The sequence below is a fragment of the Burkholderia metallica genome (assembly GCF_902832845.1).
GTDB lineage: Bacteria > Pseudomonadota > Gammaproteobacteria > Burkholderiales > Burkholderiaceae > Burkholderia > Burkholderia metallica.
In genome coordinates this window covers 16,527-41,002 of record NZ_CADFDB010000003.1, presented here as the reverse complement: position 1 = coordinate 41,002, position 24,476 = coordinate 16,527, and the positions used below count along the sequence as shown (strand labels likewise).

Sequence of the window (24,476 nt, the reverse complement as noted above, 5' to 3'; positions counted from 1 at the left end):
ATTGTGGCGAGCCGACGCAGGCCGGTCGATCAGATCAATCTGATTTTTGCTTCCGTTTCGGGGCGACTCGTACGAGAAGAACGCGACGAAGGCGACGGCAGGGCGACACAAGGCAAATGTCGGGCTGCCGTGGCATGATGCGTGACCATGCCGGTGCGCGCGTCGTTGCGCGGTGCGCCGCCGGCGGGCAGCGATGCCCGTGTGCGCCGGCCCGGCGCCGCGTGCGTCGTCGGATCCAAGCGGCGCGGATGCGCGCCATCCGAGCTGAGCGAGAAAAACATGTCCACAGCATCACACGCCGTCGCGCAGGAATCGAAATTCCGCACCGTATTTCGAGTCGTCAGCGGCAACTTCTTGGAAATGTACGACTTCATGGTCTACGGTTATTACGCGTCGGCCATCGCAAAAACCTACTTCCCGAGCGGCAACGCGTTTGCGTCGCTGATGTTGTCGCTGTCGGTGTTCGGCGCGGGCTTCCTGATGCGGCCGGTCGGTGCGATCGTGCTGGGTGCGTACATCGACCATCACGGCCGGCGCAAGGGGCTGATCCTGACGCTCGGGCTGATGGCGCTCGGCACGCTCACGGTGGCCGCGGTGCCCGGCTACGCGACGATCGGCGTGCTCGCGCCGGTGCTCGTGCTGCTCGGGCGATTGTTGCAGGGTTTCTCGGCGGGCGTCGAACTGGGCGGCGTGTCGGTCTACCTGTCGGAAATCGCGACGAAGGGCCACAAGGGGTTCTATACGTCGTGGCAGTCGGGCAGCCAGCAGGTGGCCGTGGTGTTCGCCGCGTTCGTCGGCGTGCTGCTCAACCGCGCGCTGCCGGCCGAGGAAATGACCGCGTGGGGCTGGCGCATTCCGTTCCTGATCGGCTGCCTGATCGTGCCGTTCCTGTTCCTGATCCGCCGTTCGCTGAAGGAGACCGACGAGTTCCTCGCGAAGCGTCATCGTCCGTCGATGGGCGAGATCATGCGTTCGATGCTCGAGAACTGGGGCGTGGTGGTGGCGGGCATGGGGATGGTGATCATGACGACGGTGTCGTTCTACATGATCACCGCCTATACGCCGACGTTCGGCAAGGAAGTGCTGCACCTGTCGTCGCTCGACGCGCTCGTCGTGACCGTGTGCGTGGGGATCTCCAATCTCGTGTGGCTGCCGCTGTCCGGTGCGTTGTCCGACCGTATCGGCCGCCGCCCGGTGCTGATCGCGTTCACCGTGCTGACGCTGGTGTCGGCTTACCCGGCCGTGCTGTGGCTCGTCGGCGATCCGTCGTTCCTGCGGCTGCTCGCGGTCGAGCTGTGGCTGTCGTTCCTGTACGCGTCGTACAACGGCGCGATGGTCGTCGCGCTGACCGAGGTGATGCCGGCCGACGTGCGCACGGCCGGTTTCTCGCTCGCCTACAGCCTGGCAACGACGATCGGCGGTTTCACGCCCGCGATCTCGACGTTGCTGATTCATCAGACCGGGAACAAGGCGGCGCCGGGTTTGTGGCTGAGCGCCGCCGCGATTTGCGGGCTGATCGCGACACTCGTGTTGTATCGCACGTCCGAATCGCGCAACCAGTACAAGGCGGTCTGAGCGCCGCCCATTTCCTGTGCGGCGCCGGCCGCACGCATCGCATTCGAAGGGGGCGCGCCGCGCTCCCTTTTTTCGTGCGCGTTCAGGCTTCGCGCAGCCTGTCGGCGACTGCGGCCGCGACGTCGAGCCATTGCCCCGGCGCGGGCTGGCGGGCGAGCCGCGCTTGCGGATACCACGGACAGTCGTCGCCGGTGAACCAGCGCCAGTCGGCCGCGAACGGCAGCATGACCCATAGCGGCTTGCCGAGCGCGCCGGCCAGGTGCGCGACTGCCGTATCGATCGTGACGACGCCGTCGAGCCGCTCGATCAGTGCGGCCGTGTCGGCGAAGTCGTTCAGCAGGCGGTCGAGCCGATGCACGCGCGGATGCGCGTCGACACGCGCGCGTTCGTCGTCGTCGAGCGCGGGTTGCAGCACGATCCAGTCGATGTCCGGCAGCGCGAGCAGCGGTGCGAGCGCATCGAACGGCATCGAGCGATTTTCCTGCGCCTGCCGGCGCCCCGACCACGCGAGGCCGAACTTGCGTTTCGACTGCCCGCCGAGCGAGCCGCGAAAGCGCCGTCGTGCGCCGTCGGGGGCATCGAGATAGCGTGAGCCCGCGACGATGTCCTCCGCCTGAAGCCCGAGCAGGAACGGCAGGCTCATCAGGGTGCACGCGACATCCGCGGCAGGCGGTTTCGCGGTGCCCTGTGCGACGAGCGTCACGCGCCAGCGCGACGCGGCCGGCGCCAGCAGCGCAACGAGTTCAGGCTGGACTTCGAGCACGACGCGCGCGCAGCGTGCGCGGGCGAGCGGCACGAAGCGGACGAACTGCAGCGTGTCGCCGAAGCCCTGTTCCGCGCGGATCAGCAGCGTGCGCGCTGCAATCGGCTCGCCTTGCCAGCGCGGCAGCGACCCGAGCGGTGTCGCGCCGGGCGTGTCGTGGCGCGCTTCATAGGCAGGCAGGCCGCGCGTGAAGTCGCCGAGCGTGAGCAGCGTGACCGCGCGGTGCAGCCGTGCCAGCGTGAGATCGGGCGCAACGCGCAGCGCCTGGTCGAATGCGCGCAGCGCCATCTCGTGCGCGCCGAGCGCGTGATGGGCGTTACCGAGGTTCAGCCAGGCCAGGCTGAACGACGGATCGAGGCCGACGGCACGCTCGTAGTAGGGCAGCGCGTCGCGGTGGCGTGCCTGCGCGCACAGTGCGTTCGCGAGCCCGAACAGCGCGAGCGGAAACGGCGGATGCAGCGCGAGCGCGGCTTCGAACGCGGCGGCCGCCTCGGCATGCCGCCCGAGCGCATCGAGCGTGTTGCCCAGATTGAAATGCGCGGCGACGAAGCGCGGCTGCGCGGCGATCGCGGCCTGGAAGTGCGTGATCGCGTCGTCGGCGCGCCCCATCGCGTTCAGCGCCATCGCGAGGTTGTTGTGCGCGCCCGCATGCCCGGGCCGCAGCTCGAGCGCGCGACGGAATGCGGCGAGCGCGTCGTCGTGGCGGCCGAGCGCGTTCAGCGCGTTGCCGAGATTGTTGTGGATCGACGCATCGTCGGGCGTGAGCCGGAGCGCGCGGCCGAACGCATCGATCGCATCGTCGTGGCGCTGCAGCGCCGCATACGCGTTGCCGAGGTTGTAGTGCGCGAGCGGAAATTCGGGCGCGAGCGTCAGCGCGTTGCGAAAGCGGTCGACTGCTTCGTCGAGCCGGCCGAGCGCCTTCAGCGCGTTGCCGAGATTGAGCTGCAGCGCGGCGTCGTCCGGACGCAGCGCGACGGCGCGGCCGACGAGATCGGCCGCCTCGGCATGCTGGCCCTGCTGGTGCCGCAGCACGCCGAACAGATGGAGCGCGTCGGCGTCGGCGGGATTGGAGGCGAGCGCGTTGCGGTAGCCGTGCTCGGCCTCGGCGAGGCGGCCCGCGCGGTGTGCGGCGTACGCCCGGTCGAATGCGGAATCCATGACGCGATAACTGACGGAAAGCGCGTATTTTCCCACACCGCGCGGCGGGGCCGCGCATCGGCCGATCGGCATATGGCCCCGTCACCCGGACGGGCGTAGACTGGCACCGTTGCGCGTCATCGAGGTTCTCATGGCTGACACACTGCCCGATATCCGGCCCGTGCTGATCGTCGGTGCGGGGCCGACCGGCCTTGCCGCGGCGATGAGCCTCGCGCGGGCCCGCGTGCCGGTGCGCATCATCGACCGGCTCGCTGTACCCGCGCCGCATTCGCGCGCGATCGGCATCCAGGCACGCACGCTCGAACTGCTGGAGCAGCATCGTGCGGTCGAACCGTTTCTCGCACTCGGCCATCGTGCGCATGCGGCCGCACTGCATGCCGATGGCCGCGTGATCGCGCGGCTTGATTTCGATCCGCTGCAAACGCGTTATCCGTACCTGCTGTTTCTCGATCAGACCGTCACCGAGCGCCTGCTCTGCGAGCACCTGGCCGGGTTCGGCGTGACGGTCGAGCGCGGTGCGACGTTGACCGCGTGCGACGCGGGCGGCGGGGCGCTCGACGTGTCGATCCGCGGTACCGACGGTCGCGACGAATCGTTCTCACCGTCGTACCTGATCGCGGCCGACGGCGCACACAGCACGGTCAGGCATCTGCTCGGCGTGGGCTTCGCCGGGCATGCGTTCGAACAGACTTTCCTGCTTGCCGATTTCGCGGCGATACCCGACTGGCCGGATGAAGAGATCCACCTGTTCACGACGCCCGAAGGCATCGCCGGCCTGTTTCCGATGGGCGAAGGCCGGTACCGGCTCGTGGCCGACCGGCCGCCCGGCAGCGGCGCGTCGCCCGATGCGCCGGCTCCGTCGCTCGCGGAATGCGATGCGATCGTGCGCGCCCGTGCCGGCGCGTCGATCTCGCCGAGCGATCTCGCGTGGTCGTCGTATTTTCACCTGCACAGCCGGATGGTCGACCGCCTGCGTCACGGCCGCGTGTTCTTCGCGGGCGACGCAGCACATGTCCATAGCCCGGCCGGCGCGCAGGGCATGAACACGGGCATGCAGGAAGCGTTCAATCTCGGCTGGAAGCTCGCGCGCGTGCTCGGCGCGGGCACGCTTGAGCGGCTGCTCGACACGTACCACGCAGAGCGTCATCCGATCGAGCGCGACGTGTTGCGGCAGACCGGTTTCGTCACGCAGATCGTCGAAGCCGAGCGCGGCGCGATGAAGCTGCTGCGTGATCATGTCGTGCCGCTGCTGGCGTCGTTCGGGCCGATGCGTGACGCGGTGCGGCGCACGGTCAGCGAGCTCGGCGTGCAATACCGGAAGAGTCCGCTCACGCTGGAGCGCGTGCTCGACGGCGGGCCGCGCGCAGGCGAACGGGCGCCCGACGCGCCCGTGCGCGTGCTCGACGGGCCGCTCGGTCAGGCGCCGGGAACGGCGCGGCTATACGACCTGCACGATCCGGCGAGCTTTACGCTGCTGCTGCTGGAAGAGCCGCCCAATGCCGACGCCGGTGCGGTGCCGCCGATGCCTGCCGATGCGCAGGCGCTCGTGCAGGGGCTCGAACGGATCATGCCGGACGCGGTGCGCGTGTGGCGCGTCACCGATGCGCAAGACGATGATGCAGGGCTTGCGCAGGAGTACGGGCGGTCGCGGCCGGCGTTTTACCTGCTGCGGCCCGACGGCTATGTCGCCGCGCGCGGGCGCACCGCGACCGACGCGAACGCGCTGTTGCGCCATTGCGAAAGCTGGTTCGCGGGCATGTCGCGATCCGCGTAGCGGTGCGCTCAGGCGCTCGCCGCGGCGGGCACGAGCGACGCGCGGTGCGCGGCGATCGCGTCGCGCACGATCGGTGCCGCGCGCTGCCCGGCCTCGCTCGACGGATCGTCGAGCGCCGCGAGCAACGCGCGGCGCATCCGCGGCTCCCAGAAGCGCCGGATATGGTCGGCGATGCCGGTCAGCGCTTCGTCGCGATCGGGCATCGATTCGAAGAACGCGCCGATCTGGTTGGCCATGTCGATCAGGTGTCCGTTGTCCATCGCTTCCTCACTTGCCCGTGGTCACGGCGACCGACGCGGCGGCGCGGCGTTCCAGCAGATCGAGCTGCTCCGTATTGAAGCGCGCGTACGCTTGCTGCCAGTCGGACGGCTGCGCGACCGGCATCACCTGCACGGCCGTCACCTTGTATTCGGGGCAGTTCGTCGCCCAGTCGGAGCTGTCCGTCGTGATCACGTTCGCGCCCGATTCGGGGAAGTGGAACGTCGTGTACACGACGCCCGGCTGCATGCGGTCGGAAACGAGCGCGCGCAGCACGGTCTGGCCCGCCCGCGATTCGATGCCGACCCAGTCGCCGGTCCGGATCCCGCGATCCTCCGCGTCGTGCGGATGGATCTCGAGGCGGTCTTCTTCGTGCCAACGGACGTTCTCGGTGCGGCGTGTCTGCGCGCCGACGTTGTACTGCGACAGGATGCGGCCGGTCGTCAGGATCAGCGGGTACCGTTGCGTGACCTTCTCCGGCGACGCGATGAACTGCGTGATCACGAACTTGCCCTTGCCGCGCACGAATGCGTCGATGTGCATCGTCGGCGTGCCTTCCGGCGCATGCTCGTTGCACGGCCACTGGATGCTGCCGAGCGCGTCGAGTTTCGCGTACGACACACCGGAGAAGGTCGGCGTGAGCCGCGCGATCTCGTCCATGATTTCCGACGGATGCGTGTAGTGCATGTCGTAGCCGAGCGCCTGCGACAACAGCAGCGTCACTTCCCAGTCCGCGTAGCCGGCGAGCGGCGGCATCACCTTGCGCACGCGCGAGATGCGGCGCTCCGCGTTCGTGAACGTGCCGTCCTTCTCGAGGAAGGTCGAGCCCGGCAGCAGCACGTGCGCGTATTTCGCGGTCTCGTTCAGGAAAATGTCCTGCACGACGATGCATTCCATCGCCGACAGCGCGGCCGCGACGTGCTGCGTGTTCGGATCCGACTGGACGATGTCCTCGCCCTGACAGTAGAGGCCCTTGAAGCTGCCGTCGAGCGCCGCGTCGAACATGTTCGGGATGCGCAGCCCCGGTTCCGGCTGCAGCGTGGCCGACCACGCCTGTTCGAACTGCGTGCGCACGATGGTGTCGCTGATGTGCCGGTAGCCGGGCAGCTCGTGCGGGAACGAGCCCATGTCGCACGAACCTTGCACGTTGTTCTGGCCGCGCAGCGGATTGACGCCGACGCCTTCGCGGCCGACGTTGCCGGTCGCCATCGCGAGGTTCGCGATGCCCATCACCGTCGTCGAGCCCTGCGCGTGTTCGGTGACGCCCAGCCCGTAGTAGATCGCGGCATTGCCGCCGGTGGCGTAGAGGCGCGCGGCGGCGCGTACCTGCTCGGCCGATACGCCCGTCACGTCGGCGGTAGCCTCGGGCGAATTGTCGGCGCGCGACACGAAGTCGCGCCATTGTTCGAACGCGCGCGTCTCGCAGCGCTCGGCGACGAACGCGTCGTCAACCAGCCCTTCGGTGACGATCACGTGCGCGAGCGCGTTGACGATCGCGACGTTGGTGCCCGGGCGCAGCTGCAGGTGATGCGTGGCTTTCACGTGCGGGCCGTCGACCACGTCGATGCGGCGCGGGTCGATCACGATCAGCTTCGCGCCCTCCCGTATGCGACGCTTCAGCCGCGAGCCGAACACCGGGTGGCCGTCGGTCGGGTTCGCGCCCATCACGACGATCACGTCGGCCTGGCCGACCGATGCGAACGTCTGCGTGCCGGCCGATTCGCCGAGCGTCGTCTTCAGGCCGTAGCCGGTCGGCGAGTGGCACACGCGTGCGCAGGTGTCGACGTTGTTGTTGCCGAACGCCGCGCGCACGAGCTTCTGCACGAGGTAGGTTTCCTCGTTCGTGCAGCGCGACGACGTAATGCCGCCGATCGAGTCGCGGCCGTACTTCTGCTGCAGCTTGCGGAATTGCGTTGCCGCGTAGGTGAGCGCTTCGTCCCAGCTGACTTCGCGCCACGGGTCGGTGATCTTCTCGCGGATCATCGGCTTCGTGATGCGGTCCTTGTGCGTCGCATAGCCCCATGCGAAGCGGCCCTTCACGCACGCGTGGCCTTCATTTGCGAGACCGTTCTTGTGCGGCGTCATGCGCACGACCTGCGTGCCCTTCATTTCCGCCTTGAACGAGCAGCCGACGCCGCAGTACGCGCAGGTCGTGACGACCGAGTGCTCGGCCTGCCCGAGTTGCACGACGGATTTTTCCTGCAGCGTGGCGGTCGGGCACGCAGCGACGCACGCGCCGCACGATACGCATTCCGACGCCATGAACGATTCGCTTTCGCCCGCGGCGACGCGCGATTCGAAACCGCGCGCGGCGATCGTCAGCGCGAACGTGCCCTGCGTTTCCTCGCATGCACGCACGCAACGATTGCAGACGATGCACTTCGACGGGTCGTACGTGAAGTACGGATTCGACTCGTCCTTCTGGTCGCGCAGGTGATTCGCGCCGTCGAAGCCGTAGCGCACTTCGCGCAACCCGACGACGCCCGCCATGTCCTGCAGCTCGCAGTCGCCGTTGGCGGGGCAGGTGAGGCAGTCGAGCGGATGGTCGGAGATGTACAGCTCCATCACGTTGCGACGCAGCGATTGCAGCCGGTCCGACTGCGTGCGCACCTTCATCCCCGCTTCGGCCGGCGTCGTGCACGACGCCGGATAACCGCGCCGGCCCTCGATCTCGACGAGGCACAGCCGGCACGAGCCGAACGGCTCGAGCGAATCGGTCGCGCAGAGCTTCGGGACGTTGACGCCGGCTTCGATCGCCGCGCGCATCACCGACGTGCCGGCCGGCACCGTGACCGGCTGGCCGTCGATTTCGAGCGTGACGTCGGTATCGGCATACCGTTGCGGCGTGCCGTAGTCGGTATCGTCGAACGGGTCGACGGTGCGCGCCTGCGCGGCGCTCTTGCACGCGCATTGGCCCGAGCCGCAGCCGCCTTGGCGGACGTTGTTCGTGTCGAGTGACATGCAGGGCTCCTTCTGGGTCAGGCCGCAGCCTTGACCGGACCCGTCGCGGCCTGCTTGCCGGCGGCGAGCCCGAAATCTTCGGGGAAATGATCGAGCGCGGACAGCACCGGGTACGGTGTCATGCCGCCCATCGCGCACAGCGAACCGGCCAGCATCGTGTCGCACAGGTCGCGCAGCAGCGTGACCTGCCGTTCCGACGTATCGCCGTCGCGGATGCGCGCGATCGTCTCGACGCCGCGCGTCGAACCGATCCGGCACGGCGTGCATTTGCCGCACGATTCGATCGCGCAGAACTTCATCGCGTATTCGGCAAGCTCGGCGAGGTTCGACGTGTCGTCGTGCAGCACGATGCCGCCGTGACCGACCACCGCGCCGATCGCCGTGTACGCTTCGTAGTCGAGCGGTACGTCCCACTGGTGATCGGGCAGGTAGGTGCCGAGCGGTCCGCCGACCTGCGCGGCGCGCGCGGGCCGGCCGCTTGCCGTGCCGCCGCCGAAGTCGAACAGCAGCTCGCGCAGCGTGACGCCGAATGCGAGCTCGACGAGGCCGCCGTGGCGGATGTTGCCCGCGAGCTGGAACGGCAGTGTGCCGCGCGAGCGGCCCATCCCGTAGTCGCGATAGAACGCGGCGCCGCGCGCGAAGATCACGGGCGCGGTCGCGAGCGTGATCACGTTGTTGATGACGGTCGGCTGGCCGTACAGGCCGGCAAGCGCGGGCAGCGGCGGTTTCGCACGCACGACGCCGCGCTTGCCTTCGAGCGATTCGAGCAGCGCCGTTTCCTCGCCGCACACGTACGAGCCCGCGCCTTTCGCGACGTGCAGGTCGAACGCATGCGCGGAGCCGAGCACGTGCTCGCCGAGCCAGCCGGCGTCGCGCGCGCGGACGATCGCGGCTTCGAGCGTCGCGATGGCGTGCGGGTATTCGCTGCGCACGTAGATATAGCCGAGCGTCGCGCCGGTTGCGATGCCCGCGATGATCATCCCTTCGATCAGGCAGTACGGATCGCATTCCATGAGCAGGCGATCGGAGAAGGTGCCCGAATCGCCTTCGTCCGCATTGCAGACGATGTATTTCTGCGCGGCACTCGCGTGCCGGACCGTGCGCCACTTGATGCCGGCCGGAAACGCCGCGCCGCCGCGGCCGCGCAGCCCGGATTCGATCAGCGTTTCGCACGCGGCATCGCCGTCGAGCGCGAGCGCATTCTTCAGGCCGGCGAGGCCGTCGTATCGCAGGTAGTCGTCGATCGACAGCGGATCGGTCAGGCCGATGCGCGCGAACGTGAGGCGTTGCTGGCGCGCGAGATAGGGCAGCGCGTCGACGAGACCGACGCCGCTCGGATGCGCGCCGCCGTCGAGCCAGTTCGCGTCGAACAGGGCCGGCACGTCGGCGGCCGACAGGTTCGCATAGCCGACGCGGCCGGCGGCCGTCCCGACCTCGACGAGCGGTTCGAGCCACAGCAGCCCGCGCGAGCCGTTGCGGACCAGTTCGACCGCCGCGCCGCGTCGTTCGGCTTCCGCCACGATCGCGGCGGCCAGCGCGTCGGCGCCGAGTGCCAGCGCGGACGAATCGCGCGGAACGTAGATGCGGGTCGTCATGCGGCCTCCGGGGTGCGGGCGGTCGCTTCGGCAAGCAGCGCGTCGAATTTCTCCGGCGTGACCTTTGCATGCAGCACGCCGTTGAGCGTCAGCGACGGCGACTGCGCACACAGTCCGAGGCAGTAGACCGATTCGAGCGCCACGTCGCCGCGCGCATGCGCATCCGCATCCGCCGCATCGCCGTGCGCCGCGTCGAACCGGCAACCGGTGCGGGCTTCCGCATGTGCGGCGAGCGCTTCGCAGCCCATGCTGCGGCAGGCTTCGGCGCGACACATCTGGATCGTCACGCGGGCGGGCGGCGCGGTGCGGAAGTGGTGGTAGTAGCTCAGTACGCCGTGCACTTCCGCGCGCGACAGGTTGAGTGCCCTGGCGAGCGGCGCGACGCAGCCCGGCGGCACGTAGCCCGCATCGTCCTGGATCGCGTGCAGGATCGCCACGAGCGACCGGCCGGCGCGTGCATGGCGCTCGACGAGCGCGTCGGGCGCGGGGGAATTCGGGGACATCGGTCGTACTCCTCCAAAGTCTCATATGCGCCCGTATTTCATATAGTGCGCATCGCGACTTCGTTCTGATTGATTTTGACCAACGATAAGCGGAAGATTTGGCGGTCGCAATAGGAAATCGGAGTGCATAATTGATTCGAATCGAATGCGACGCGTATCTGACCGTACGCGACACGGAAGGCCGTGCGGCGAGCCTATCGGACGTCGCGCCCTTGCTGGAACTCGTGGCCGACACGGGCAGCATTGCGCAGGCCGCCCAGGCGAAAGGGCTGTCCTACCGGCACGCGTGGGGCATGCTGCGGGCACTGGAGGCGTGCATCGGCGGGGAGCTGATCGAAACCGCACGCGGCAAGGGTTCGACGCTGTCGGCACTCGGGCAGGCGGTCGTCGATGCGCAGCGTCTCGCGCGCAACCGGCTCGACGGAAACCTGCGCACGCTGGCGGCGGAAGTCTCGAGCGACCTGAATCGGCGGCTCGCGCAGCGCGATGGCGCCGTGCGCATCCATGCGTCGCACGGCTACGCGGTCGCGACGCTCGTGTCCGCGCTCGTCGACGCGCAGGCGGCCGTCGACATCAAGTACCGCGAGAGCGTCGAGGCCGTGCAGGCGCTGGCCCGCGGCGAGTGCGAGCTGGCCGGGTTCCATCTGCCGCGCGGCGCGTTTCGCGCGCAGTGCGCGCAGATCTACCGGCCCTGGCTCGACGATACGCGCCACGTGCTGATCCATCTGACGCGGCGCCAGCAGGGGCTGTTCGTCCCGCGCGGCAACCCGAAGCAGGTTCGCGGGCTCGCGGATCTCGCGCGCTGCGACATCCGCTTCGTCAACCGCCAGCCGGGGTCGGGCACACGCATGCTGCTGGATCTCGCGCTGCGCGCGATCGGCATCGACCCCGAGCGCATCGACGGCTACGCGTCGGCCGAACTCACGCATTCGGCGATCGCGGCATTCGTCGCGAGCGGGATGGCCGATCTCGGCTTCGGTGTCGAGCCTGCCGCCCGTCATTTCGGGCTCGATTTCATCCCGGTCGTCGACGAGGACTATTACTTCGCATGCGAACGCGCGCGACTCGACGTGGGACCGCTTGCCGGCGTCCTGGCGCTGCTGCGCGACGCGCGCTTCGTCGAGCGCGTCGCGCATCTCGACGGCTACGATCCGGCCGCGTGCGGCACGCTGACGAGCATCGCGACGGGCTTGGCCGGCGGCGACGGCGCGGGCGTGCCGGACGGCAATTCCCGGTAACGCGGGGGCGGTCGAGCCGCGATGCAGCAGCGGGGGATTTGCGCTACGCTTGCCGCTTGATCAACGTTCCAACAAGCGCGCCGTTCAAGCGTCATCCCGCCATGAAATTTTCCGTTCCCCTCGCCGCGGCAGCGTTGACCGCGGGGCTGCTGGTCGCCGTATCGCCGTTCGCACTCGCGCAGAATTCCCCCGGGGTGCCCGGCGGGATCCTGAGCGACCAGTTTCGCCTGAACGAACATCCACAGATGCCGTTCGCGGCGTCGACGCCGTCGCAGAAATACCAGAGCGGCAAGAAGTCGGCGTTGCGCCGCAAGGGCGACCTGGGCGATCCGAGCGGTTGCAACCTGAAGTGTCCGCTGGATAGCCAGTAACCGGGCTGACGGGCGCGTCCGCACGAAGGTCGTGTGGCATCGGTTCGACCGGCGGGCGTTGCGCGATGCATGTACCGGGCCCGCCGGCTGACCGGCAACGGCAGGAAGCCGGTGCGATTTCCGCCTGCTGTCAGAGCCCCGCGAAGCGCTGCCGCTTCGCGGGGCTTTTGCTTTCCGGCGAATCTTCATGCGATTCGATGCCGGATGATGCCCGGCGCGCGTACCTCATTGGCCTGACCGAAGACTAGGGTTAACCCGTAAATCAGGAAGAATGTCTTCCAGAAACCTGCCTTATTCTTAAGCATCCGCCTACATAAACTTCGGATTGTCAGCGATGAACAAGGTGTTCACCGCGAACACAGACAAATCTGGAGGTAGGTCATCATGAAGTCGCTCGTTCAAGCCGTTGTCGTTGCCGCCGCGCTCGTTGCCCCGGTCGTGTCGTTCGCCCAGTCGGGCTCGGCGCTCACCCGCGCGCAGGTCCGTGCCGAACTGGTCCAGTTGCAGCAGGCCGGTTACAACTCCGCTCGCGGCGAAGATCCGCATTATCCGGAAGCGATCCAGGCCGCCACGGCGCGTGTTGCAGAGCAACAGCGCAGCGCACTGGCGCAAGCGCAAGGTGCCGATGCCAGCGGCTACGGCGCGCAGGCACAGGGCGCGTCGGCATCGGGCTCGCGCGCGATGGGCGTGCGCCCGGCCAGCGCCGAAGAAATGAAGTCGCTGTATCGCGGCAGCTAAGCCGTGCATTGCCCGGTGTGCGTGAAGTGGGGTGCGACGACGCGTCGCGCCCTGCGGTGCGGCGCCGGGGCTGACCGCTGCCCGGCGCGATCGGTGTCGCGCGGGCGCGGTAGAACGTCCGTCACCTCCTGTCGCCGGCATACCGGTGGCATTCCGCCCGGCCCGTCCGTGGCTGGGCGCTTTTTCGAAAGGAGAGCGGCGTGCGGGTTTCGCCGGCAACAAAAAACCCCGCAGACTTGCGTCATGCGGGGTTCGTGCGACGAGCGCGGAATTTGGTGGAGGCGGCGGGAATCGAACCCGCGTCCAGAAGCGCTCCACGACTAGTTCTACATGTTTAGTTCAGTCATTTGATTTAACCGCAGCGACGCGGACGAACACGCTGCACGACGGCGATTCGCTAGATTTTCGACCCTGGCGTCGCGACGCCGACAGGGCTTAACTGACGTAAATGACCTCTGGCGGTATTGCTACCGGTCTTGCGACACTAGCCCGTCAGTGAACTAGGCAGAGGACGGCGGCCCTTAGGCTGCCAGTGCGAACGTATCGTCGTTTGCGGTTACGATTTTCCCATTGATTAACGAGGTGACGGGTCCTCGACATGCCCTAGCCGCTTCACAACCCCTGTCGAAACCAGGTCGCCCCCGCGGATAAGATCTAGCATTATAGCCCAACATCGCGCAGCAGTTCGCGCAGTTCCTGCGTCGTGTCGACGAGGTGCTGCGCCTGCCAGTCGGCGGGTGCGACGCCGTCGCCGCAATAGCCGTACGCAGCCGCGACCGTCGCCATGCCGGCCGCGCTGCCGGCCTGAATGTCGCGCAGGTCGTCGCCGACGTAGACGATACGCGCAGGCGCGACCGTCAACTGGTCGGCCGCATGCAGCAGCGGGGCCGGGTGCGGCTTCGGGTGCGGCGTGGTGTCGCCTCCGACCACGCAGGCGGCGCGCGGCGCGAGGCCGAGCAGGTCGACGAGCGGCGCGGTGAGCCGCATCGCCTTGTTCGTGACGATGCCCCAGCGCACGCCGCGCGCATCGAGTTCGTCGAGCACGTCGCCGATGCCGGGGAACAGTGTCGTATGCACGCAGAGGTCCGTCGCGTAGTTGGCCAGGAACTCGTCGCGCATCGCGTCGTAACCGGGGGTGTGCGGATCGATGCCGAACGCACCGCCGAGCAGGCCGCGCGCCCCGGCCGAGGCCAGCGGCCGCAGCACGTCGAGCGACGTTTCGGGCAGGCCGCGCTCACGCTGCATCTTGTTGACGGCCGCCGCGAGATCGGGCGCGGTGTCGGCGAGCGTGCCGTCCAGGTCGAACAGTACGGCATCGCAGTGCAGCAGGCGCGGTTCGTCTGCGGCCGGCGCGATGGAAAGGGAAGTCGTCATGCCGGTCGGAAGGTCACGCGCCGCGGCGGCACGCGACGAGGTAGTTGATGTCGGTGTCGTTCGACAGCGCGAAGCGCTTGCCGAGCGGGTGATACGTGATGCCTTTGATCTCCATGATGTGCAGATCCGTCGCGCGCACGAAGCCGGCCAGCTCCGACGGGCGGATGAAGCGCGCGTAGTCGTGCGTGCCCTTCGGCAGCATTTGCGCGATGTACTCCGCGCCGATCACGGCGAACAGGTAGGCCTTCAGGTTGCGGTTCAGCGTCGAGAAGAACACCCAGCCGCCCGGCTTCACGAGCGTCGCGCATGCGGCGACGATATCGCCGGGCGATGGCACGTGTTCGAGCATTTCCATGCACGTGACGACGTCGTAGGAGCCCGGTTCGCGCGCGGCGATCGCTTCGGCGGCAATGGCTTCATAGTCGACCGAGATGCCGCTTTCGAGGCTGTGCAGGTCGGCGACGCCGAGCGCTTCGGTCGACAGGTCGATGCCTTTCACCTGGGCGCCGAGCGCGGCCATCGATTCGGACAGGATGCCGCCGCCGCAGCCGATGTCGAGTGCGCGCTTGCCGGCGAGGTGCGCATGCGCATCGATCCAGCCGAGCCGGACCGGGTTCAGGTCGTGAAGCGGCTTGAATTCGGCGTTCGGATCCCACCACCGATGGGCGAGGTCGCTGAATTTCTGGAGTTCGTGCGGATCGGCGTTGGTCATGTCGGCAAACGGGCTACGGGAGGAGGGCGGTGCTGCGGTTCGTCAGCCCCGAGTATATAAGAAGCGGACGAGCGGCGAAGCGGCGAGCGCCTCTGGACGGGCGTCAAAGAAAAAGCCCCGCCGGAGCGGGGCTTTGAAGGAGTCGAAAACCGTGGCTTAGTTTGCCGGAACGGTCGTCTTCTCGACTTGCTGCGTACCAACCACTTCGACTTCCACGCGGCGATCCGGTGCGAGGCAGGCGATGAGTTGCTTGCGGTTCTTCTGGTTGCAACCAGTCGTAACCGGGTTGCGCTTGCCCTTGCCTTCCGTGTAGATCTTGTTGGCCGGCACACCCTTGCTGACCAGGTACGACTTGACGGCTTGTGCGCGGCGCAGCGACAGACGGTCGTTGTACTTGTCCGAACCGATGCGGTCCGTGTAGCCCGTTGCGACGACCACTTCCGTGTTCATGCCTTGGATCTTCGCTGCCAGCTCGTCCAGCTTCTGCTTGCCCAGCGGCTTGAGCGTTGCCTTGTCGAAGTCGAACAGTGCGTCAGCTTGATACGTGATCTTCTGGCTCGAGATGACCGGAGCGACCGGAGCGACCGGCGGCTGCGGTGCCTGGGCGACCAGTGCGCCATCGCACTTCGCGTTGGCGGTGGCCGGCGTCCAGAACGCATCGCGCCAGCAGAGCTCGTTCGTGCCGTTCATCCACACCCATTCGCCCGTGCCGTTCACCCAGTTGTCATTGACGGCTTGACGCGACGCCGGCACCGACTGTGCCGAAGCGGATGCAGCCATAACTGCGGTAGCTGCAATGAACGCGAGCTTTGAAAGTTTATTCATATTTCTCCTCTCGAAATTGAGATTACCGCAGGTTTACTGCGAGCCTGTTGACGGTGACAAGTCATACATTGCTCGAAGTATAACATTGGTGCGGCACAAAAACGCGGCACCGCTCTGTGTAGACTTCGAGCAGCGTCTAACTTTCAGTGCGTTGGCATTTTGCCATATCGTTCCCTTCCTACGAAAAAAAATCCTCCCCACCCTAAGATCGCCTCAACGTTTGTGGTGCATGCGCAACACCGGCGTGCCGTAACTTTTAGAGATTGTCAAGAGTGTGGCGGCGAAATTGCGTCGATCCATGCAGTTGTTTACTCGTGCGCGAGAAACGGCGGCGAGCCATCGCCCGAAATGCCGGGTCGGGTGCCATTGCGGCACGCGATTCCGGCCGGATCGCCGCCGCCGCGAGTTTCGCTATTTATATATAGCGGGGGACGCGAATTGGCGGCTGATGGGCGCATGTTAGAATCTCGCGTTGCGTTGCGCATGCAGCGCCCACGCGAAAGGCGTTCGCCGTCTTCGCTCCGAAACGATACGGATACATGGATCAATTCGCCAAAGAGACCCTGCCCACCTCCCTAGAGGAGGAAATGCGCCGTTCGTATCTCGATTACGCGATGAGCGTGATCGTCGGACGTGCCCTCCCGGATGTCCGCGATGGCCTGAAGCCCGTGCACCGGCGCGTATTGTTCGCGATGCACGAACTGAACAACGACTGGAACCGCGCGTACAAGAAATCGGCGCGTATCGTCGGTGACGTGATCGGTAAGTACCATCCTCACGGCGACACCGCGGTCTACGACACGATCGTGCGGATGGCGCAGGATTTCTCGCTGCGCTACATGCTGATCGACGGGCAGGGCAACTTCGGCTCGATCGACGGCGACAATGCCGCGGCAATGCGCTACACCGAAATTCGCATGGCGAAGATCGGTCACGAGCTGCTTGCCGACATCGACAAGGAAACGGTCGATTTCGAGCCGAACTACGACGGCAACGAAATGCAGCCGTCGGTCTTGCCGTCGCGCATCCCGAACCTGCTGATCAACGGCTCGTCGGGCATCGCGGTCGGCATGGCGACCAACATCCCGCCGCACAACCTGAACGAAGTCGTCGACGCGTGCCAGCACCTGCTGGCCAACCCGGAAGCGACGATCGACGAGCTGATCGAGATCATCCCGGCGCCCGACTTCCCGACGGCCGGCATCATCTACGGCGTCGCCGGCGTGCGCGACGGCTATCGCACCGGCCGTGGCCGCGTCGTGATGCGCGCGGCCACGCACTTCGAGGAGATCGACCGCGGCCAGCGGATGGCGATCATCGTCGACGAGCTGCCGTACCAGGTGAACAAGCGCTCGCTGCTCGAGCGGATCGCCGAGCTCGTCAACGAGAAGAAGCTCGAAGGCATCTCCGACATCCGCGACGAGTCCGACAAGAGCGGCATGCGTGTCGTGATCGAACTGAAGCGCGGCGAAGTGCCGGAAGTGGTGCTGAACAACCTGTACAAGGCGACGCAGCTCCAGGACACGTTCGGCATGAACATGGTCGCGCTCGTCGACGGCCAGCCGAAGCTGCTGAACCTGAAGGAAATCCTGCAGTGCTTCCTGTCGCATCGACGCGAAGTGCTGACGCGCCGCACGATCTACGAACTGCGCAAGGCCCGCGAACGCGGCCACGTGCTCGAAGGTCTCGCGGTCGCGCTCGCGAACATCGACGAGTTCATCGCGATCATCAAGGCCGCGCCGACGCCGCCGATCGCGAAAGCGGAGTTGATGGCGAAGCCGTGGGATTCGTCGCTGGTGCGCGAGATGCTCACGCGCGCCGAAAGCGAGAACGCGGCGGCCGGCGGCCGCTCCGCGTACCGTCCGGAAGGCCTGAACCCGGCATTCGGCATGCAGAGCGACGGGCTGTACCGCCTGTCCGACACGCAGGCGCAGGAAATCCTGCAGATGCGTCTGCAGCGCCTGACCGGTCTCGAGCAGGACAAGATCATCGGCGAGTACCGCGACGTGATGGCCCAGATCGCCGACCTGCTGGACATCCTCGCGCGCCCCGAGCGGATCACGACGATGATCGGCGACGAGCTGACCTCGGTGAAGGCCGAATTCGGCGACGCGCGCCGCTCGAAGATCGAGCTGAACGCCACCGAGCTGAACACCGAGGATCTGATCACGCCGCAGGACATGGTCGTCACGATGTCGCATGCGGGCTACGTGAAGTCGCAGCCGCTGTCCGAATATCGCGCGCAGAAGCGCGGCGGTCGCGGCAAGCAGGCGACGCAGATGAAGGAAGACGACTGGATCGAGACGCTGTTCATCGCGAACACGCACGACTACATCCTGTGCTTCTCGAACCGTGGCCGCGTGTACTGGGTCAAGGTCTATGAAGTGCCGCAGGGCTCGCGCAACTCGCGCGGCCGCCCGATCGTCAACATGTTCCCGCTGCAGGAAGGCGAGAAGATCAACGTCGTGCTGCCGGTGAAGGAATTCTCGGCGGACAAGTTCATCTTCATGGCGACGTCGCTCGGCACCGTGAAGAAGACGCCGCTCGAGGCATTCAGCCGTCCGATGAAGAAGGGCATCATCGCGGTCGGTCTCGACGAAGGCGACTACCTGATCGGGGCGTCGATCACCGACGGCGCGCACGACGTGATGCTGTTCTCGGATTCCGGCAAGGCCGTGCGCTTCGACGAGAACGACGTCCGTCCGATGGGTCGCGAGGCGCGCGGCGTGCGCGGCATGCAGCTCGAGGACGGGCAGCAGGTCATCGCGATGCTGGTGGCGGGCAGCGAAGAGCAGACGGTGCTCACCGCGACCGAGAACGGCTACGGCAAGCGCACGCCGATTACCGAGTACACGCGCCATGGCCGCGGCACGAAGGGTATGATCGCGATCCAGACGTCCGAGCGTAACGGCAAGGTGGTGGCTGCCACGCTCGTCGACGCCGAAGATCAGATCATGCTGATCACGACGGCCGGCGTGTTGATTCGCACCCGCGTGTCGGAGATTCGCGAGATGGGACGTGCTACGCAAGGTGTTACACTCATCAGTCTCGATGAGGGTACCAAGCTCTCCGGCCTGCAGCAGATCGCGGAAGCCGAAGAGATTGCGGAAGCCGAAGAGGGCGATGGCGAGGCCGACGAGGCGTCGGACGGCGAAGCCTGAAGAACGGATGAGACTCTGGCCGCCGCGGGCGCGAAGCGCCGCGGCCGGTGAGCAACCATTCATATTTCCAAAAGGGAGTGATGATGCAAAAGCAATTCAAGCAACTGGTTCTGCTGGCTGCACTGGTGCCGACGTTCGCGATGGCGCAAGCGCTGTCGAATTCCGCACCGGCAGCTCCGGCGGCAGCTGCGCCGATCGACGCCGACAAGAAGGCTGCGATCAAGGATCTGCTCGACGCGATCGACGCGCCGAAGCTCGTGTCGGCAATCGGCAACAGCGCCGAAATGCAGGCCAAGCAGCTCGTCCCGGCAATCCTGTCGGACGCGCTGTCGGAAAACAAGACGCTGAACGACAAGCAGAAGCAGGCTGCCGTTCCGACGCTGCAGAAGAACGCGGTGCCGAAGCTGGTCGACGGCGCAGGCAAGGTGTTCGGCACGCAGCAGTTCCAGAGCGACGCGATGTCGGCTCAGTACGACGCGTACGCGAAGTACTACAGCACGTCGGAAATCAAGGATCTGACGACGTTCTACAAGAGCCCGACGGGCCGCAAGTTCATCCAGGTTCAGGATCAGGTCGGCCGCGATGTGGTCAACGGCCTGATGCAGAAGTACATGCCGCAAGCGATCCAGGCAACGCGCACGCAGGCTGACAAGGAAGTCGCAGCAGTCAAGCCGGGCAAGTAAGCCGGTCGGGCACGCCCCCGGCCGTGCGGCCGGGTTTGGCGGGAGCCTGACGACAGTGCGATAATGGCCGTTTGCGCGCGAGCGCAAGCGGCCTTTTTCTTTCTGGCGCGTTCTGCCGGCGGCAAGCCGGTCGCGTCCCTCCCGAGGTTTTCACGATGCGCGTCTTTAATTTCTCCGCCGGCCCTGCTGCGATGCCCGAGGAAGTGCTGCGGCAGGCCGCCGACGAAATGCTCGACTGGCACGGCAGCGGCATGAGCGTGATGGAGATGAGCCATCGCGGCAAGGAATTCATGTCGATCCACGAGGCCGCGCTGACCGACCTGCGCGAGCTGCTCGGCGTGCCGGCCAGCCACCGGGTCCTGTTCCTGCAGGGCGGCGGTATCGCGGAAAACGCGATCGTGCCGATGAACCTGCTCGGATCGCGCAAGACGGCCGACTTCGTCGTGACGGGATCGTGGTCGCAGAAATCGTTCGGCGAAGCGAAGAAATACGGCACGCCGCATCTCGCCGCGAGCGGCAAGACGGAAGACGGCTTCACCCGCGCGCCCGCGCGCGCCGAATGGCAGTTGTCGGACGATCCGGCCTACGTGCATCTGTGCACCAACGAGACGATCGACGGCGTCGAGACGTTCGAGATCCCCGATCTCGGCGACATCCCGCTGGTCGCGGATGTCTCGTCGCACATCCTGTCGCGTCCGATGGACGTCGCGAAGTACGGCGTGCTGTTCGGCGGCGCGCAGAAGAACATCGGGATGGCCGGCGTGACGCTCGTGATCGTGCGCGAGGATCTGCTCGACCGCGCGCTGTCGATCTGTCCGTCCGCGTTCGAGTGGAAGACGATCGCCGCGAACAATTCGCTGTACAACACGCCGCCCACCTACGCGATCTACATCGCGGGGCTGGTGTTCCAGTGGCTGAAGCGGCAGGGTGGTCTCGAAGCGATCGAGGCCCGCAATATCGAAAAGGCGAAGCTGCTCTACGACACGATCGACGCGAGCAGCTTCTATCTGAACAAGGTCGACCCGGCAGCACGTTCGCGGATGAACGTGCCGTTTTTCCTGGCCGACGAAACGCGCAACGAAGACTTCCTTGCCGGCGCAAAGGCGCGCGGGCTGCTGCAGCTGAAGGGCCACAAGTCCGTCGGCGGCATGCGGGCGTCGATCTACAACGCGGTGCCGCTCGAGGGCGTGAAAGCGCTCGTCGAGTACATGAAGGACTTCGAGCAGCAGGGCGCCTGACGGCGGCGCTGCTCAAACAGCACGGCAAAACGCATGGACGACGAACTGAATTCCCGCCTGAAACCGCTGCGCGACCGCATCGACGCGATCGACGCGCAGCTGATCGCGCTCCTGAACCAGCGCGCCGCGGTGGCGCTGGAGGTGGGCGAGGTCAAGAAGCATTTCAACGCGCCGGTGTTCCGGCCGGAGCGCGAGCTGCAGGTGATCGCGCGGCTGCAGGACATGAGCGCGGGGCCGCTTGCGGGCGAGCACATCAGCGCCATCTGGCGCGAGATCATGGCAGCGAGCCGCGCGCTCGAACAGACGATCCACGTCGCGTTCCTCGGGCCGGTCGGCACGTACAGCGAACAGGCGATGTTCGAGTATTTCGGCCAGTCGATCGAAGGGCTGCCGTGCCCGTCGATCGATGAAGTGTTCCGCTCGGTCGAGGCCGGTGCGTCTGCGTTCGGCATCGCGCCGGTCGAGAATTCGACCGAGGGCGCCGTGTCGCGCACGCTCGACCTGCTGCTGCAGACGCAACTGCTGATCAGCGGCGAGCTCGCGCTGCCGATCCATCACAACTTGCTCACGCAGAACGGCACGCTCGACGGCGTGAAGCGCGTCTGCGCGCACGCGCAGGCGCTTGCGCAATGCCAGCAATGGCTCGCGGCGAATGCGCCGCAGCTCGAGCGGCAGGCGGTGTCGAGCAATGCGGAGGCCGCGCGTCTCGCGGCGGCCGACCCGACCGTCGCCGCGATCGCGGGCGACCGCGCGGCCGCGCACTACGGGCTGCAGATCGCGTTCTCGATGATCCAGGACGATCCGCACAACCGCACGCGCTTCGTGATCGTCGGCAAGCAGCCGGCCGGGCAAAGCGGTCACGACCAGACGTCGCTGATCGTGTCGGTGAAGAACGAGCCGGGCGCCGTGTTCAAGCTGCTCGAGCCGCTCGCGCGGCACGGCGTGTCGATGACGCGCTTCGAGTCGCGTCCGGCGCGCGTCGGCACGTGGGAGTATTACTTCTACATCGACATCGAAGGGCACCGGGACGATGCGGCGGTGGCGGCCGCGCTCGCGGAGCTCGGCCAGAAGGCCGCGTTCCTGAAGATACTCGGTTCGTATCCACGCGCACGCTGATGCGCGGCGGCCCGTCGCCTGTTCGAGCAGGCGTTGCGGCCACGCGGGCAGGGCAGGCCGGTCGGCACTGCCGAAGGCGGGTTCGGGCGGCGTCCGGCGCAAATTGCACCGAACGCGGGCCCGTTGCCCGGAATCTGGAATTCCGCGTGGCGGGCATCGTCCCGCGCGCGTAACTTGGCTCTTGTCGTGTCAGGCTTTGCATTCAACAAACTGGTCATCTTCGGCGTCGGCCTGATCGGCGGATCGCTGGCCCGCGCGCTGCGCGAGCGCGCGCCGGGCGGCGCGGGCGAGATCGTCGGCGTGGGCCGTTCGCGTGCGTCGGTCGAGCGGGCGCTCGCGCTCGGCGTGATCGACCGCGCAGCGGCGCTCGACGACGATGCGCAATTGCGCGACGCGCTGGCCGGCGCCGATTTCGTGCTGCTGGCAGCGCCCGTCGCGCAGACGGGCCCGTTGCTCGCGCGCATTGCGCCGTGGCTCGAAGCGGCAACGATCGTCACCGACGCGGGCAGTACCAAGTCCGACGTCGTCGCGGCCGCGCGCGAAGCGCTCGGCGCGCGCATCGCGCAGTTCGTGCCGGGGCATCCGATCGCAGGCCGCGAGTCGAGCGGTGTCGAGGCCGCGTTGCCGGATCTGTACGTCGGCCGCAACGTCGTGCTGTGCCCGTTGCCGGAGAACGCGCCCGAAGCCGTCGCGCGGATCGACGCGATGTGGCGCGCGACCGGCGCCGACGTGCGCACGATGAGCACCGAACAACACGATCGCGTGTTCGCGTCGATCAGCCATCTGCCGCACGTGCTGTCGTTTGCGCTCGTCGAGCAGATTCTCGGCGAAACCGACGCGGAGCTGAAATTCTCGTACGCGGCGGGCGGCTTCCGCGATTTCACGCGCATCGCGGCGTCGAGCCCGGAGATGTGGCGCGACGTGTGCGTGGCGAACCGCGCGGCGCTGCTCGACGAACTCGACGGCTACACACGCGTGCTCGCGCGGCTGCGCGCGGCGATCGACGCCGGCGACGGCGCGGCGCTCGAAGCCGTGTTCACGCGCTCGCGCGCCGCCCGCAAGGCATGGCAGGAGCGCGGCGGCACGCCCGCTGCCGAACCGGTCAAGAAATAACAGGACGATTCCCATGGACTATCTCGATCTCGGCCCGTACTCCAGCGCATCGGGCACCGTGCGCCTGCCCGGCTCGAAGAGCATTTCGAACCGCGTGCTGCTGCTCGCGGCGCTGGCCGAAGGCGAAACGACGATCACCAACCTGCTCGACTCCGACGACACGCGCGTGATGCTCGACGCACTCGGCAAGCTCGGCGTGCAACTCGCGCGCGACGGCGATACCTGCGTCGTGACGGGCACGCGCGGCGCATTCACCGCGAAAACGGCCGACCTGTTCCTCGGCAACGCGGGCACGGCCGTGCGGCCGCTGACCGCCGCGCTTGCGGTGAACGGCGGCGACTACCGCGTGCACGGCGTGCCGCGCATGCACGAGCGACCGATCGGCGATCTGGTCGACGGCCTGCGGCAGATCGGCGCGCAGATCGACTACGAGCTGAACGAAGGCTACCCGCCGCTGCGGATCAAGCCCGCGAACATTTCCGTCGACGCGCCGATCCGCGTGCGCGGCGACGTGTCGAGCCAGTTCCTCACGGCGCTCCTGATGACGCTGCCGCTCGTGAAGGCGAAGGACGGCAAGGCCGTGGTCGAGGTCGACGGCGAGCTGATTTCGAAGCCGTACATCGACATCACGATCCGCCTGATGGAGCGCTTCGGCGTGACCGTCGAGCGCGACGGCTGGCAGCGCTTCGTCGTGCCGGCCGGCGTGCGCTACCGCTCGCCGGGGCGGATCATGGTCGAGGGCGACGCGTCGTCCGCATCGTACTTCCTCGCGGCCGGCGCGCTCGGCGGCGGGCCGTTGCGCGTCGAAGGCGTGGGGCGGGCGAGCATCCAGGGCGACGTCGGTTTCGCGAACGCGCTGATGCAGATGGGCGCGAACGTGACGATGGGCGACGACTGGATCGACGTGCGCGGCATCGGCCACGACCACGGCAAGCTCGAGCCGATCGACATGGACTTCAACCTGATCCCCGATGCGGCGATGACCATCGCGGTCGCGGCGCTGTTCGCGAACGGCACGAGCACGCTGCGCAACATCGCGAGCTGGCGCGTGAAGGAAACCGACCGCATCGCCGCGATGGCAACCGAACTGCGCAAGGTCGGCGCGATCGTCGAGGAAGGCCCCGACTATCTCGTCGTCACGCCGCCGGAAAAACTGACGCCGAACGCGGCAATCGACACCTACGACGATCACCGGATGGCGATGTGCTTCTCGCTCGTCAGCCTCGGCGGCGTGCCCGTGCGGATCAACGATCCGAAGTGCGTCGGCAAGACGTTCCCCGACTATTTCGACCGCTTCGCTGCGCTCGCCAAAGCCTGACC

19 protein-coding genes and 1 other RNA gene are annotated in these 24,476 nt (G+C 67.0%); 11 read left to right on the top strand and 9 right to left on the bottom strand.

Features of this window, described 5'->3' with window-relative positions; translation table 11 throughout:
- Positions 1 to 279: 279 nt before the first annotated feature.
- Positions 280 to 1,575 (top strand): MFS transporter, encoded by a 1,296-nt coding sequence (tcuC, locus tag HWX08_RS10290; RefSeq protein WP_107311002.1) that lies wholly within the window; start codon positions 280 to 282, stop codon positions 1,573 to 1,575.
- 82 nt (positions 1,576 to 1,657) lie between these two features.
- On the opposite strand, the gene HWX08_RS10285 is transcribed toward tcuC, so the two are convergent.
- Positions 1,658 to 3,496 carry a tetratricopeptide repeat protein gene (locus HWX08_RS10285; protein ID WP_425128450.1) on the bottom strand — a complete coding sequence of 613 codons (1,839 nt, stop codon included), beginning with the start codon at positions 3,494 to 3,496 and terminating at the stop codon, positions 1,658 to 1,660.
- A gap of 130 nt (positions 3,497 to 3,626) precedes the next feature.
- Here HWX08_RS10285 and HWX08_RS10280 point away from each other — a divergent pair, with 130 nt between their 5' ends.
- Complete coding sequence (locus tag HWX08_RS10280) at positions 3,627 to 5,270, top strand: FAD-dependent monooxygenase (protein ID WP_174922225.1); 1,644 nt, start codon at positions 3,627 to 3,629, stop codon at positions 5,268 to 5,270.
- Positions 5,271 to 5,278: 8 nt separating this feature from the next.
- Here HWX08_RS10280 and HWX08_RS10275 read toward each other — a convergent pair whose 3' ends face one another.
- Genes HWX08_RS10275 through HWX08_RS10260 form a run of 4 tightly spaced genes read right to left on the bottom strand, consistent with a single transcriptional unit; the run spans position 5,279 to position 10,587 of the window.
- Entirely contained in the window at positions 5,279 to 5,530 is a 252-nt protein-coding gene (locus HWX08_RS10275; protein WP_069256072.1) for a formate dehydrogenase subunit delta, read from the bottom strand.
- Positions 5,531 to 5,537: 7 nt separating this feature from the next.
- Entirely contained in the window at positions 5,538 to 8,489 is a 2,952-nt protein-coding gene (gene fdhF, locus HWX08_RS10270) for a formate dehydrogenase subunit alpha (protein ID WP_174922224.1), read from the bottom strand.
- 17 nt (positions 8,490 to 8,506) lie between these two features.
- Positions 8,507 to 10,084, bottom strand: coding sequence for a formate dehydrogenase beta subunit (locus tag HWX08_RS10265; RefSeq protein ID WP_069256074.1), 1,578 nt, complete (start codon positions 10,082 to 10,084; stop codon positions 8,507 to 8,509).
- The gene (locus HWX08_RS10260; protein WP_174922223.1) at positions 10,081 to 10,587 is read right to left on the bottom strand and encodes an NAD(P)H-dependent oxidoreductase subunit E; all 507 of its coding nucleotides are present in this window, start codon (positions 10,585 to 10,587) and stop codon (positions 10,081 to 10,083) included. Before HWX08_RS10260 ends, HWX08_RS10265 begins: the two co-directional genes overlap by 4 nt.
- A 131-nt stretch (positions 10,588 to 10,718) precedes the next feature.
- Between HWX08_RS10260 and HWX08_RS10255 the strand changes: the two genes are divergently transcribed.
- The 3 genes from HWX08_RS10255 (at position 10,719) to HWX08_RS10245 (ending at position 12,934) form a co-directional block, all read left to right on the top strand.
- Entirely contained in the window at positions 10,719 to 11,825 is a 1,107-nt protein-coding gene (locus HWX08_RS10255) for a substrate-binding domain-containing protein (RefSeq protein WP_174922222.1), read from the top strand.
- 101 nt (positions 11,826 to 11,926) lie between these two features.
- Complete coding sequence (locus HWX08_RS10250) at positions 11,927 to 12,196, top strand: hypothetical protein (protein ID WP_069256077.1); 270 nt, start codon at positions 11,927 to 11,929, stop codon at positions 12,194 to 12,196.
- A gap of 384 nt (positions 12,197 to 12,580) precedes the next feature.
- Positions 12,581 to 12,934, top strand: a complete 354-nt coding sequence (locus HWX08_RS10245; RefSeq protein ID WP_069256078.1) for a DUF4148 domain-containing protein — start codon at positions 12,581 to 12,583, stop codon at positions 12,932 to 12,934.
- Between the two features lie 273 nt (positions 12,935 to 13,207).
- Here HWX08_RS10245 and ssrA read toward each other — a convergent pair.
- The 4 genes from ssrA to ompA all read right to left on the bottom strand — a co-directional run bounded on the left by ssrA (position 13,208) and on the right by ompA (position 15,845).
- Positions 13,208 to 13,577: a transfer-messenger RNA gene (ssrA, locus tag HWX08_RS10240) on the bottom strand.
- 17 nt (positions 13,578 to 13,594) lie between these two features.
- Positions 13,595 to 14,308, bottom strand: a complete 714-nt coding sequence (gene gph, locus HWX08_RS10235; RefSeq protein WP_174922221.1) for a phosphoglycolate phosphatase — start codon at positions 14,306 to 14,308, stop codon at positions 13,595 to 13,597.
- Between the two features lie 13 nt (positions 14,309 to 14,321).
- The gene (gene ubiG, locus HWX08_RS10230; RefSeq protein ID WP_174922220.1) at positions 14,322 to 15,020 is read right to left on the bottom strand and encodes a bifunctional 2-polyprenyl-6-hydroxyphenol methylase/3-demethylubiquinol 3-O-methyltransferase UbiG; all 699 of its coding nucleotides are present in this window, start codon (positions 15,018 to 15,020) and stop codon (positions 14,322 to 14,324) included.
- A 156-nt stretch (positions 15,021 to 15,176) separates the two neighbouring features.
- A complete protein-coding gene (ompA, locus tag HWX08_RS10225; protein WP_069256081.1) occupies positions 15,177 to 15,845 on the bottom strand; it encodes an outer membrane protein OmpA in 669 nt (222 codons plus the stop codon).
- Between the two features lie 539 nt (positions 15,846 to 16,384).
- On the opposite strand from ompA, the gene gyrA reads away from it, so the two are divergent.
- The 6 genes from gyrA to aroA all read left to right on the top strand — a co-directional run bounded on the left by gyrA (position 16,385) and on the right by aroA (position 24,474).
- A complete protein-coding gene (gene gyrA / locus HWX08_RS10220; RefSeq protein WP_069256082.1) occupies positions 16,385 to 19,006 on the top strand; it encodes a DNA gyrase subunit A in 2,622 nt (873 codons plus the stop codon).
- 83 nt (positions 19,007 to 19,089) lie between these two features.
- Positions 19,090 to 19,689 (top strand): DUF2059 domain-containing protein, encoded by a 600-nt coding sequence (locus HWX08_RS10215; RefSeq protein WP_006486966.1) that lies wholly within the window; start codon positions 19,090 to 19,092, stop codon positions 19,687 to 19,689.
- Positions 19,690 to 19,844: 155 nt separating this feature from the next.
- The gene (serC, locus tag HWX08_RS10210; protein WP_174922219.1) at positions 19,845 to 20,927 is read left to right on the top strand and encodes a 3-phosphoserine/phosphohydroxythreonine transaminase; all 1,083 of its coding nucleotides are present in this window, start codon (positions 19,845 to 19,847) and stop codon (positions 20,925 to 20,927) included.
- A gap of 33 nt (positions 20,928 to 20,960) precedes the next feature.
- Positions 20,961 to 22,043, top strand: a complete 1,083-nt coding sequence (pheA, locus tag HWX08_RS10205; protein WP_069256084.1) for a prephenate dehydratase — start codon at positions 20,961 to 20,963, stop codon at positions 22,041 to 22,043.
- Between the two features lie 186 nt (positions 22,044 to 22,229).
- Positions 22,230 to 23,156: a prephenate dehydrogenase gene (locus HWX08_RS10200; protein WP_174922218.1), complete on the top strand. Its 927-nt coding sequence runs from the start codon at positions 22,230 to 22,232 to the stop codon at positions 23,154 to 23,156.
- A gap of 13 nt (positions 23,157 to 23,169) precedes the next feature.
- Positions 23,170 to 24,474: a 3-phosphoshikimate 1-carboxyvinyltransferase gene (aroA, locus tag HWX08_RS10195; RefSeq protein WP_174922217.1), complete on the top strand. Its 1,305-nt coding sequence runs from the start codon at positions 23,170 to 23,172 to the stop codon at positions 24,472 to 24,474.
- The last annotated feature ends 2 nt before the right edge of the window (positions 24,475 to 24,476 follow it).

Coding starts and splice junctions, on each gene's coding strand:
- tcuC (WP_107311002.1), top strand. CDS start 280: ATGTCCACAGCATCACACGCCGTCGCGCAGGAATCGAAATTCCGCACC.
- HWX08_RS10285 (WP_425128450.1), bottom strand. CDS start 3,496: ATGGATTCCGCATTCGACCGGGCGTACGCCGCACACCGCGCGGGCCGC.
- HWX08_RS10280 (WP_174922225.1), top strand. CDS start 3,627: ATGGCTGACACACTGCCCGATATCCGGCCCGTGCTGATCGTCGGTGCG.
- HWX08_RS10275 (WP_069256072.1), bottom strand. CDS start 5,530: ATGGACAACGGACACCTGATCGACATGGCCAACCAGATCGGCGCGTTC.
- fdhF (WP_174922224.1), bottom strand. CDS start 8,489: ATGTCACTCGACACGAACAACGTCCGCCAAGGCGGCTGCGGCTCGGGC.
- HWX08_RS10265 (WP_069256074.1), bottom strand. CDS start 10,084: ATGACGACCCGCATCTACGTTCCGCGCGATTCGTCCGCGCTGGCACTC.
- HWX08_RS10260 (WP_174922223.1), bottom strand. CDS start 10,587: ATGTCCCCGAATTCCCCCGCGCCCGACGCGCTCGTCGAGCGCCATGCA.
- HWX08_RS10250 (WP_069256077.1), top strand. CDS start 11,927: ATGAAATTTTCCGTTCCCCTCGCCGCGGCAGCGTTGACCGCGGGGCTG.
- HWX08_RS10245 (WP_069256078.1), top strand. CDS start 12,581: ATGAAGTCGCTCGTTCAAGCCGTTGTCGTTGCCGCCGCGCTCGTTGCC.
- gph (WP_174922221.1), bottom strand. CDS start 14,308: ATGACGACTTCCCTTTCCATCGCGCCGGCCGCAGACGAACCGCGCCTG.
- ubiG (WP_174922220.1), bottom strand. CDS start 15,020: ATGACCAACGCCGATCCGCACGAACTCCAGAAATTCAGCGACCTCGCC.
- ompA (WP_069256081.1), bottom strand. CDS start 15,845: ATGAATAAACTTTCAAAGCTCGCGTTCATTGCAGCTACCGCAGTTATG.
- gyrA (WP_069256082.1), top strand. CDS start 16,385: ATGGATCAATTCGCCAAAGAGACCCTGCCCACCTCCCTAGAGGAGGAA.
- HWX08_RS10215 (WP_006486966.1), top strand. CDS start 19,090: ATGCAAAAGCAATTCAAGCAACTGGTTCTGCTGGCTGCACTGGTGCCG.
- serC (WP_174922219.1), top strand. CDS start 19,845: ATGCGCGTCTTTAATTTCTCCGCCGGCCCTGCTGCGATGCCCGAGGAA.
- pheA (WP_069256084.1), top strand. CDS start 20,961: ATGGACGACGAACTGAATTCCCGCCTGAAACCGCTGCGCGACCGCATC.
- aroA (WP_174922217.1), top strand. CDS start 23,170: ATGGACTATCTCGATCTCGGCCCGTACTCCAGCGCATCGGGCACCGTG.